Origin of the sequence: Spectribacter acetivorans (assembly GCF_031846305.1) — a bacterium.
Lineage (GTDB): Bacteria > Pseudomonadota > Gammaproteobacteria > Nevskiales > Salinisphaeraceae > Spectribacter > Spectribacter acetivorans.
Map to the genome: position 1 here is coordinate 25,341 of NZ_JAVRHY010000021.1, position 9,638 is coordinate 34,978.

Here is a 9,638-nt window from a genome sequence, read left to right on the forward strand (position 1 = left end):
CCCACCTCCTGACACTGACTCACCGGCAAGAAGGATCGACCATGAACGACAAGCGCGTGCTGTTCGTCATTACCAGCCACGACACGCTCGGGGACACCGGCAACCCCACCGGCTATCACCTGGCCGAGGTGGCACAGCCCTACTACGTACTGGCGGAAGCGGGATTCATCATCGAGTTCGCCAGCCCCAAGGGCGGCCAGGTGCCCATGGATCCGGGCAGCCGTGACGCCGACGACCCGGTCAACAAGCGCTTCCTCGAGGACGAGATCGTCAACAACAAGCTGGGCGGCACCCTGTCCGCGGACCAGATCGACCCCAGCCGCTACGCCGGCATCTACTTCCCCGGCGGCCACGGCACCATGTGGGACCTGCCCGAGAACCCCTCGCTGGCCGAGGTGACCCGCACGGTGGACGCCCAGGGCGGCGTGGTGGCCGCGGTCTGCCACGGGCCGGCGGCCCTGCTCAACGTGAAGACCGAGGATGGCCGCTGGCTGGTGGACGGCAAGCGGGTATCGGTGTTCACCGACGAGGAGGAACGTGCGGTGGAACTGGACCAGGTGGTGCCCTTCCTGCTGGCCTCGGCCCTGGTCGAGCGCGGCGCCATCCACGAGGCCGGCGACAACTGGCAGGAACAGGTGTCGGTCGACGACCGCCTGGTGACCGGCCAGAACCCGGCCTCGGCCCGCGCCGTGGGCGAAAAGATCCGCGATCTTGTCGAGGCACGCCTGGCTGCCTAGGAACCTCTGACTGGTTCCCCGCGACCTGGGTTGATACCGGCCGGCCGCCGGGCCGTTCTGCTACCGTATTCCCGGTCCGGCGGCGACGGCCGCGCTGATACAAGGCAGGCAACATAGTGCACATCATCGTGGTGGGGGGCGGCCCGGTCGGCGACAGCCTGGTCGGGCTGGCCCTCAAGGACGGTCACAACGTGGTCCTGGTCGAGTCCGACGAAGCCACGGCCGAGAGTTGTGCCCGGCGGCATGACGCACTGGTGCTGCACGCCTCGATCACCGAGGATGACGTATTCGAGGAGGCCGGCGGCACGCGCGCCGACGCCCTGATTGCCGCCACCAGCGACGATGCCGCCAACCTGATGGCCATGGTGCTGGGTCAGGAGGCCGGCATCGACAGCCTGACCAGCGTGGTCAACCACAAGTCGCACACCCAGCTGTTCGAACGGCTGGGCATCCGCGTGATGGTGGACCCGGAGGTGCTCGTGGCCCAGCATCTGCTCGATCTCGTGCTGTACCCGGATGCCGAGGACGTCACCACCCTGGCCGGTCGCCAGCAGTTGTTCGAGCTGACGCTGTCGGCGGATTCGCCGCTGCTGGCCGCCAGCCTGGCGGAACTCAAGGCCGACGACGCGCTGCCGGAGGATCTGGTAGTGGTGTCCGTCAGCCGCGACGACGAGCACTTCTTCCCCCGGGGGCAGACCCGTTTGCAGGGTGGCGACCGCGTGATCGTGTTCACGTCCCGGAGAACATCACAGGATGTGCTGTCACGCCTGAACGGCGCCGATTCGTGATCCGCGCCGCCGCCGGCGGCGCCCACGGGCCGGTGCTGCGCGGCATCGGCATGCTCCTGCACGTGCCGGCGGCGATGGCCGCCCTGTCCATTCCCGTCGCCCTGCTGTTCGGCGAGACGACCGGCGTCGGGGCAATGGCGGTGACCTGCGTCGGCGCCCTGGCACTGGGGCAACTGCTGTTCTGGTTGTGCCGCGACGCGGCGGAAACCCAGCGACGACACGCCTTCCTGATCGCGGCGCTGTCCTGGCTGGCGGTATCAACGGTGGGGGCGCTGCCGTTCTACCTGTCCGGCCACGTTGCCTACACCCAGCCGCTGGATGCGCTGTTCGAATCGCTGTCGGGCTTCACCACCACCGGCATCAGTCTGGCGGCCGATCCGGCCACGCTGCCGGCTTATCTGCAGTGGTGGCGCAGCTTCAGCGAATGGGTGGGCGCGGTGGGGGTGATCGTGATCATGCTCTCGGTGCTGCCCACCCATCAGAGCGCGCTTTCGTTGTACCGCTCCGAGGCCCGCCGCCAGAAGATCCTGCCCTCGGTACGCGCCACCGTGCAGGCAATATGGTCGATCTATCTGGCCTATACCGCGCTGGCCATCGGCCTGCTGTGGCTGCTGGGCGAACCGCTGTGGCAGGCGGTGAATCACGGCATGACCGCCATCGCCACCGGCGGCTTCACAGTGGCCGCCGATCCGATTACCGCGGCCGGACCGGCCAGACAACTTGCCTACGGGCTGATCACCATCATGGGCGCCATCGGCTTTGCCCTGCACTACCGAGTCATCCGCAGCGGGCGCGGACTGTTCAGCGGCCTGGAGGTTCGCAGCTTCTGGTGGATTCTGCTTGGCGGCGGGCTGCTGATCACGCTGGAGAATGCCCTGGCGGCGCCGGACATCGCCTGGTCGGAAAGCCTGTTCGTCTGGGTGATGGCGGTGACCACCGCGGGCTTTGCCCACGGCGACATATCGGCCTGGCCCCCGCTGACCCTGATGCTGCTGACGCTGGCGGTCACGCTCGGGGCGATGGCCGGCTCCACCAGCGGCGGGCTGAAACTCGCGCGGCTGGTAACCCTGTTCAAGGCCATCGGCTGGAGTCTGACCGCGGCGGCCCGCTCACCCCATCAGGTGATGCGGTACATGATGGACGGCGAGGCCCTGACCCGGGCCGAGGCCGACGAGCGGGTGCGCGCGGCGGCCACCCTGACCATCGGCTGGCTGCTGGTGGCGCTGGCCGGGCTGTTCGCCATGCTGCATTTCGTGCCGGCGGATACACCGCTGGGCAGCACCCTGTTCGAGGTATTCGCCATCCAGTCCAACACCGGCATGTCGGCCGGCGCCATCCACTACGACACCCTGCCCGCCGGCGGCAAGCTGGTGGCAATGCTGCTGATGTGGACCGGCCGCCTGGAAATCGTGCCGGTGATGGTGATGGTGGCGCTGATCATGGAACGGCGCCGATAGCACCGAGCGCACCCGGCCGAGCTCAGCCGCTGCCCTGACCGGCCTCGCGCAGCCAGGCCATGCCCGCGGTCAGCCGCGCCAGCGATTCCTCCCGTCCCAGTAACCACAACGTCTGATCGATCGGTGGCGACACCGCCGTGCCGCTGACCGCGATCCGGATCGGCTGCGCCACCTTGCCCAGGCCGACCTCGGCCTGCTCGGCTACCCGGTGGACCGCGGCGTGGATGGCCTCGGGCTGCCAGTCTTCCAGCGCGGACAACGCGGCGTGCACCTCGGCCAGACGGTCGGCGGCGGGCGGCTTGCCGTGCTTTTTCACCGCCTTGTCCTCATAGCCGGTGACCGGCCGGTAGAACATGGCGGCCTTGTCGGCCATTTCCACCAGCGTCTGGGCACGCTCCCGCAGTACCTCGATGACATCCGTGACGGGCGGGCCGTCCGCGGGGTCAATGCCCTGCTGGCTCAGGTGCCAGGTGAACTCGTCGGCCAGCGCGTCGGCCGGCGTGCTCTTGATGTGTTCCTGATTGACCCAGAGCAGTTTGGCGGGATCGAAGGTGGCGGCCCCGCCCTGCACGCGGGCGATGTCGAAATGCGCCAGCATCTCGTCGAGCGAGAAGATTTCCTGATCGCCGTGGGCCCAGCCGAGACGGACCAGGTAATTGAGCAGCGCCTGCGGCAGGATGCCCTGCTCGCGATAAGCCATGACGCTGACCGCGCCGTGGCGCTTGGACAGCCGCTTGCCGTCGGCGCCCAGAATCATGGGCACGTGGGCGTAATGCGGCGGTTCCGCGTGCTCGCCCGCCGCGCCGATGGCGATCAGCGCCTTGAGGATGGCCAGCTGGCGCGGCGTGTTGTTGACGTGGTCGTCACCGCGGATGACATGGGTGATGCCCATGTCCATGTCATCCACCACCACGCAGAAGTTGTACGTGGGGGTGCCGTCGCCGCGGGCGATCACCAGATCGTCCAGCTCGCTGTTGGGCAGGGTGAGATCGCCCTTGACCAGATCGTGGATGACGGTTTCACCCGCCTGCGGCGTGGCGAAGCGGATCACGGGATCGACCCCGGCCGGCGGTTCCGGCAGCACCTTGCCCGGTGCCGGGCGCCAGGTACCGTCGTAGCGGGGCTTGTCGCCGCGGGCGCGGGCGGCCTCGCGCATGGCCTCCACTTCCTCGGCGCTGCTGTAGCAGGGATACGCGTGGCCGGCCTCGACCAACTGCCCGATCAGCGCGCGGTAGCGATCAGAGCGATCGGTCTGGTATTCAATGGCGCCGTCGTGATCCAGCCCCAGCCAGGCCATGCCGTCGAGAATGGCCTGCACCGCTTCCGGCGTAGAACGCTCGCGGTCGGTGTCCTCGATACGCAGGCGGAAGGTGCCGCCCGCCTGACGGGCATGCAGCCAGGAATACAGCGCGGTGCGGGCCCCACCCACGTGCAGATAGCCGGTGGGAGACGGGGCGAAGCGGGTGACGACAGTCATGGGAGTCTCACAACGAAAGACGGCGCACCGAGGCGCGCCGTCCGATAGTCGAAAACAGGTAGTTCGGTGCTACTTCTTGCCCATGCCGTAGCGCTGACGGAAGCGCTCCACCTTACCGGTAGCGTCCATGATGGTCTGCTTGCCGGTGTAGAACGGGTGGGTGGCGCTGGACACGTCCAGCTTGACCAGCGGATATTCCTTGCCGTCCTCCCACTCGATGGTGTCGTTGGTCTGGGCGGTGGAGCGGGTCATGAACGCCAGCTCGCCGGAGATGTCCTTGAACACGACCGGGCGGTAGTTGGGGTGGATATCCTGTCTCATTGTCGCTGCTCTGGTTGTCTGGTTGCCGAATTGCCGCGGGCCGGCGATAGCCGCCTAGTATAGCGCAATCAAAGCCAGCGTGTCAGCCTTCTCGTGCCAATACGGGCATTGAAACCAGCGCGATGAATCGCGCCCTACGAGGAATCGTCACTGGCTGGATGAGGGCGTAGGGCCGGTTTCAACCGGCCTGTTCGAGCTGCCGACGACTCAGGCCGACCACCAGTTTCAGACCGTCGATATCGAACGTTTCGCAGGCTTCGCCGGCCGGCGCGTCGCCGGCTTCCAGACTGACCGCGAGCACTTCGCCCGAAACCCAGTCACGATGGGCATCGATGGCCGCGGCCAGCTCGGCGTCGGCGGCGAACTGCACGTCGATGCGGTCGGCCACGTGAAAGTCGGCGCTCTTGCGCAGGCGCTGAATACGGTTAACCACTTCGCGGGCCAGGCCACGCTGACGCAACGCCGGCGTGATGGCGCCGTCCAGGGCCACGGTAACGCCGTCCTCGCGGCCTACCAGCCAGCCCTCGACGCCCTCGGCCTCGATCAGCAGGTCGCCCTCGTCCAGTTCCACCGGGTGATCGGCGATAGTCAGCGTCAGGCAATCGTCCCGCAGGTATTCGTCGATCTGCTCGTCGGTGAGTTCGGCCACCGCCTGGGCGACCGGGCGCATCAGCTTGCCCAGCCGCTTGCCGAGTTGCTTGAAATTGGGTTTGGCACTGCGGGTGACCAGATCGCCGGTACCAGCGACGAATTCGATGGCGTCCACATTGACCTCGTCGCGCACCACCGCGGCCACGGCTTCGACATCGGCCCGGGTCACCGCCGGTTCCTCCACCACCAGAATGCGCGACAGTGGTTGGCGCACGTTGATGCCGGCCTCGTTGCGCAGCGCCAGCACGTTGCCGACGATGGCCCGCGCCAGCGCCATGCGGCGCTCCAGATCGGCATCGAGCAGAGATGCATCGGCCGCGGGAAACGCCGCCAGATGCACCGATTCGCCCGGCGCCACCGCCAAGTTGCGGTACAGCCATTCGGCGAAGAACGGCGCGATCGGCGCCATCAACCGGGCCACCGCAGCCAGACAGGTCAGCGTGGTGTGGTAGGCGGCCCGCTTGTCGTCGGCATCGGCCTCGTCGGCCCGGGCGCCGGCCCAGAAGCGTTCCCGCGAGCGGCGGATATACCAGTTGGACAGTTCGTCGACGAAGCGCTCGACTGCCCGGGCGGCAATGGTGGGGTTGTAATCGTCCATCGCGGCAACGGCCTCGCCGGCCGTCGTCTGCAGGCGGGACAGGATCCAGCGATCCAGCTCCGGGCGTTCGGCCACCGGGGGCGCCTCGGCCGCCGGGTCGAACCCGTCGATGTTGGCGTAGGTGGCGAAGAACGCGTACACGTTCTCCAGCGTGCCGAACACCTTGGCGCGGGTATCGCGCAGGCTGCGCTCGGCGTACTTGGTGTTGTCCCAGGGCGGGCTCGACGCCAACATGGTCCAGCGGATGACATCCGCGCCGTGCGTGTCCAGGGCCTCGAACGGGTCCACCGTGTTGCCCTTGGACTTGGACATCTTCTCGCCGCCGGCGTCCAGCAGCAGGCCGTTGACCACGACGTTGCGGAAGGCCACCGATTCCTCGGTGAGCGCAGCGATGGCGTGCAACGTGTAGAACCAGCCACGGGTCTGATCCACGCCCTCGCAGATGAAGTCCGCCGGGAAGTTGGCCTTGAAGGCCTCGGCATTCTCGAACGGGTAGTGCCACTGGGCGAACGGCATGGCGCCGGAATCGAACCAGACGTCGATGATCTCGGGCACCCGCCGCATGGTGCCACCGCCGGGTGCCGGCCAGGTGATGTCGTCGACGTGCGGGCGGTGCAGATCCAGGTCGGCGTCATCGGGTAACGCATCGCCGGCTTTTTCGCGTAATTCCTCGATGGAGCCGATCACCTCGACGTGGGACGGGTCGGTATCCGACACCCAGATGGGCAGCGGCGTGCCCCAGTAGCGGTGGCGCGACAGCGCCCAGTCCACGTTGTTGGCCAGCCAGTCGCCGAAGCGGCCGCGCCCGACATGCGCCGGATACCAGTTGATGGTCTCGTTGAGGGCGACCAGCCGGTCCTTGTGCGGGGACGTGCGCACGAACCAGGACTCCACCGGGTAGTTCATCAGCGGCGTGCCCTTGCGCCAGTCGTGCGGGTAGTTGTGCACGGTGACGTCGCGGGCGAACAGCAGGCCGCGGTCCTTCAGATCGCGGGCGATGGTCTTGTCGGCGTCCTTGAACCACTGCCCGCCCACCAGCGGCCAGTCGGCGGCAAAGTGGCCGTCCCGCTCGACGGGATTCAGCAGCGGCAGGCCGTTGGCCTGGCCGGTGGCGTAGTCGTCGGCGCCGAAGGCCGGGGCGATGTGGACGATGCCGGTGCCGTCCTCGGTGGACACGAAATCCGCCGGCACCACCCGCCAGGCCGAACCGGCCTCGGGGTGGTCGGCAAAGTGGTCGAATACCGGCGTGTAGCGGGTGTCGACCAGATCGCGCCCGGTCAGGCGCTCGATCACCTCGTAGTTCTCGCCCAGCAGGCGCGGCGCCGCAGCTTCGGCCAGTATCAGGACCTCGTCGGCAGCATCCTCACCCGTTGGCCGGACCTTGACGTAATCCAGGTCCGGACCCACCGCCAGGCCGGCATTGGAGACCAGCGTCCAGGGCGTGGTGGTCCAGGCCAGGAAGAAGCTGTTGGCCTCACCCGCCAGCGGAAAGCGGATGGTGACGCTCGGGTCCTGGACTTCCTCGTAGCCGAGGCTGACTTCGTGGCTGGACAGTACCGTCCCCGAGCCCGGCGAATACCAGTGAATCTTGTGGCCCTTGTAGAGCAGGCCCCGGTCCCAGAGCTTTTTCAGCAGATACCAGACCGATTCGATGTATTCGTTGGCGAAGGTGACATAGGGCGCATCCAGGTCCACCCAGTAGCCGATGCGCCGGGTGAGATCGTCCCATTGCGCCTTGTAGCGCAGCACCGACTCCCGGCAGGCGGCGTTGTACTCGGCGATGCCGTAGGCCTCGATGTCCTCGCGGGACTGTAGCCCGAGTTCCTTCTCCACCTCGATTTCCACCGGCAGGCCGTGGGTGTCCCAGCCGGCCTTGCGGTCCACGCGGTAGCCGCGCATGGTCTTGTAGCGACAGAACGTGTCCTTGACCGTGCGGCCCAGCACATGATGAATACCCGGCCGGCCGTTAGCGGTGGGCGGGCCCTCGTAGAAGGTGAAGGTGGGTGCATCGTGGCGCGCCTCGCCACAACGTTCGAACACGCGCTCGGCCTCCCACCAGCCGCGGATGTCCGCGTCCAGCGAGGGCATGTCGAGCATCTTGTGTTCGGAAAACTGGGTCATGGTTTTTTGCGCCGCGGCATCTTACCGTCTGGGCGACCGCGACGCATCCGCCGGCGGCACCGGATCGTGGCCGCCCTCGCGCAGCGGATGACAGCGGGTGATGCGCCGGGCGGCCAGCCATCCGCCCCGGAGCGGTCCGTGGACCCGTAGGGCCTCCAACGCATAGGCCGAGCAGCTCGGATAATAGCGGCAGCGCGGGCCTAGCAGCGGGGAGATCACCGCGCGATAACCGTGGATCGGCAGGCTCAGAAGGCCGACCACAAGGCCGCGCAGCATCGCCAGCCAGGACTTTCGCTCGTGAGTGCTCATCGGCTCGCGATTCTATCGAATTCGGCGTCCCGGCGGCCGGTTGTTAGAATCGACCGCATGGACACCAAGCTGCAACAACTGAAAGACACCTTCGAGATGCTGCCGGACTGGGAGGAGCGCTATCGCTTCATCATCGATCTGGGACGCAAGCTCGAACCGCTGCCCGAGACGGCCTACCGCGACGAGAACAAGGTGCGCGGCTGCATGAGCCAGGTTTGGCTGATCGCCGATGAGGCCGGGGACGGCGAGCAGATCCGGTTCCTGGGCGACTCGGACGCCCATATTGTGCGCGGCCTGATCGCGGTGCTGCTGATGATCTACTCCGACAAGTCCCCGCAGGAAATCGTGGACACCGACATCCAGGCTATCTTCGAGGAACTGGCGCTGGAACAGCACATCACCGCCAACCGGCGGAACGGGCTGCATTCCATGGTGGAGGCGATCCGACAGCTTGGGGCGCGGCGGTTGGATGCCAGTACGAATTGACGCGTCAAGCCAGCGTTACACGCTGGCAAGCGCCCGCTCTTAGCGAGCATTCGACAAAGCCAATCACCTAGCCCCACTTTATTCTCGCCTTGCCAATTCTGCGGCGATTGCGATTGCCAACCCTCTTCGCTTTCGCCGCATCGTGAAATGACCCACCCACTCGGATAGGGTGTCTGAAAACAAGCGCCGGCAAGGGGAGGCGCATGGACAATTACAGCCGCTTTTTCGCCCAGGCACACGGTGCTGGAGCGATGCGGCCATATCCGTATCAAACCCGGCTGGCAACCGAGCCCTGGCCGGATTACCTGAACATCCCGACCGGGCTGGGCAAAACCGCAGCCATCATCCGCGCGTGGCTGCACAAACGCCTGCAGCGTGACCCGGAAACCCCGCGGCGACTGGTCTACTGCCTGCCCATGCGGGTTCTGGTGGAGCAGACGCGACGCAAAATCGAACCGTGGCGACAGGCAGTTGCAGAAACAGGCCGTGAACCACCGGCTGGGCAAACGCGCACTTCAGTATCTTCGTCGCCCGTTGTCTCCTGGCGGCCCCGATCAGGTTGGGAGCCTTCTGAACGACGCGGGGGCCATTCACCTGTCAGGTTTTCAGGCATGGATGATGCGGAATGAAAACGTTTACCGAATTTTTCGTAAATGCTACCGCCAGACAGGCGCCCTTTCCTTATCAGGAGAC

Annotated in this window: 9 protein-coding genes; 5 read left to right on the forward strand and 4 right to left on the reverse strand. The window is 66.6% G+C overall.

Going from position 1 to position 9,638, the window contains the following annotated elements; all coding sequences use genetic code 11:
* The first annotated feature begins 41 nt into the window (after positions 1–41).
* From RM531_RS15145 to RM531_RS15155, 3 genes are all read left to right on the forward strand, one after another.
* Positions 42–737 (forward strand): type 1 glutamine amidotransferase domain-containing protein, encoded by a 696-nt coding sequence (locus RM531_RS15145; RefSeq protein ID WP_311660475.1) that lies wholly within the window; start codon positions 42–44, stop codon positions 735–737.
* A gap of 116 nt (positions 738–853) precedes the next feature.
* Complete coding sequence (locus RM531_RS15150; protein WP_311660477.1) at positions 854–1,525, forward strand: potassium channel family protein; 672 nt, start codon at positions 854–856, stop codon at positions 1,523–1,525.
* Positions 1,522–2,982 (forward strand): TrkH family potassium uptake protein, encoded by a 1,461-nt coding sequence (locus RM531_RS15155; protein WP_311660479.1) that lies wholly within the window; start codon positions 1,522–1,524, stop codon positions 2,980–2,982. Before RM531_RS15150 ends, RM531_RS15155 begins: the two co-directional genes overlap by 4 nt.
* 22 nt (positions 2,983–3,004) lie before the next feature.
* Here RM531_RS15155 and gltX read toward each other — a convergent pair whose 3' ends face one another.
* The 4 genes from gltX to yidD form a co-directional block, all read right to left on the reverse strand.
* Positions 3,005–4,459 carry a glutamate--tRNA ligase gene (gene gltX / locus RM531_RS15160; RefSeq protein WP_311660482.1) on the reverse strand — a complete coding sequence of 485 codons (1,455 nt, stop codon included), beginning with the start codon at positions 4,457–4,459 and terminating at the stop codon, positions 3,005–3,007.
* Positions 4,460–4,528: 69 nt separating this feature from the next.
* Positions 4,529–4,780, reverse strand: a complete 252-nt coding sequence (locus tag RM531_RS15165; RefSeq protein WP_311660484.1) for a type B 50S ribosomal protein L31 — start codon at positions 4,778–4,780, stop codon at positions 4,529–4,531.
* Between the two features lie 178 nt (positions 4,781–4,958).
* On the reverse strand, positions 4,959–8,150 hold the full coding sequence (gene ileS / locus RM531_RS15170) for an isoleucine--tRNA ligase (RefSeq protein ID WP_311660487.1): 3,192 nt from the start codon (positions 8,148–8,150) through the stop codon (positions 4,959–4,961).
* A 21-nt stretch (positions 8,151–8,171) separates the two neighbouring features.
* Entirely contained in the window at positions 8,172–8,459 is a 288-nt protein-coding gene (gene yidD, locus RM531_RS15175) for a membrane protein insertion efficiency factor YidD (RefSeq protein ID WP_349255455.1), read from the reverse strand.
* Positions 8,460–8,516: 57 nt separating this feature from the next.
* Between yidD and RM531_RS15180 the strand changes: the two genes are divergently transcribed.
* Both RM531_RS15180 and RM531_RS15185 read left to right on the forward strand, forming a co-directional pair.
* A complete protein-coding gene (locus tag RM531_RS15180; RefSeq protein ID WP_311660489.1) occupies positions 8,517–8,945 on the forward strand; it encodes a SufE family protein in 429 nt (142 codons plus the stop codon).
* Between the two features lie 203 nt (positions 8,946–9,148).
* Positions 9,149–9,574 (forward strand): DEAD/DEAH box helicase, encoded by a 426-nt coding sequence (locus RM531_RS15185; RefSeq protein ID WP_311660491.1) that lies wholly within the window; start codon positions 9,149–9,151, stop codon positions 9,572–9,574.
* Positions 9,575–9,638 lie beyond the last annotated feature (64 nt).

Coding starts and splice junctions, on each gene's coding strand:
- RM531_RS15145 (WP_311660475.1), top strand. CDS start 42: ATGAACGACAAGCGCGTGCTGTTCGTCATTACCAGCCACGACACGCTC.
- RM531_RS15185 (WP_311660491.1), top strand. CDS start 9,149: ATGGACAATTACAGCCGCTTTTTCGCCCAGGCACACGGTGCTGGAGCG.
- RM531_RS15165 (WP_311660484.1), bottom strand. CDS start 4,780: ATGAGACAGGATATCCACCCCAACTACCGCCCGGTCGTGTTCAAGGAC.
- ileS (WP_311660487.1), bottom strand. CDS start 8,150: ATGACCCAGTTTTCCGAACACAAGATGCTCGACATGCCCTCGCTGGAC.
- RM531_RS15180 (WP_311660489.1), top strand. CDS start 8,517: ATGGACACCAAGCTGCAACAACTGAAAGACACCTTCGAGATGCTGCCG.
- yidD (WP_349255455.1), bottom strand. CDS start 8,459: ATGAGCACTCACGAGCGAAAGTCCTGGCTGGCGATGCTGCGCGGCCTT.
- gltX (WP_311660482.1), bottom strand. CDS start 4,459: ATGACTGTCGTCACCCGCTTCGCCCCGTCTCCCACCGGCTATCTGCAC.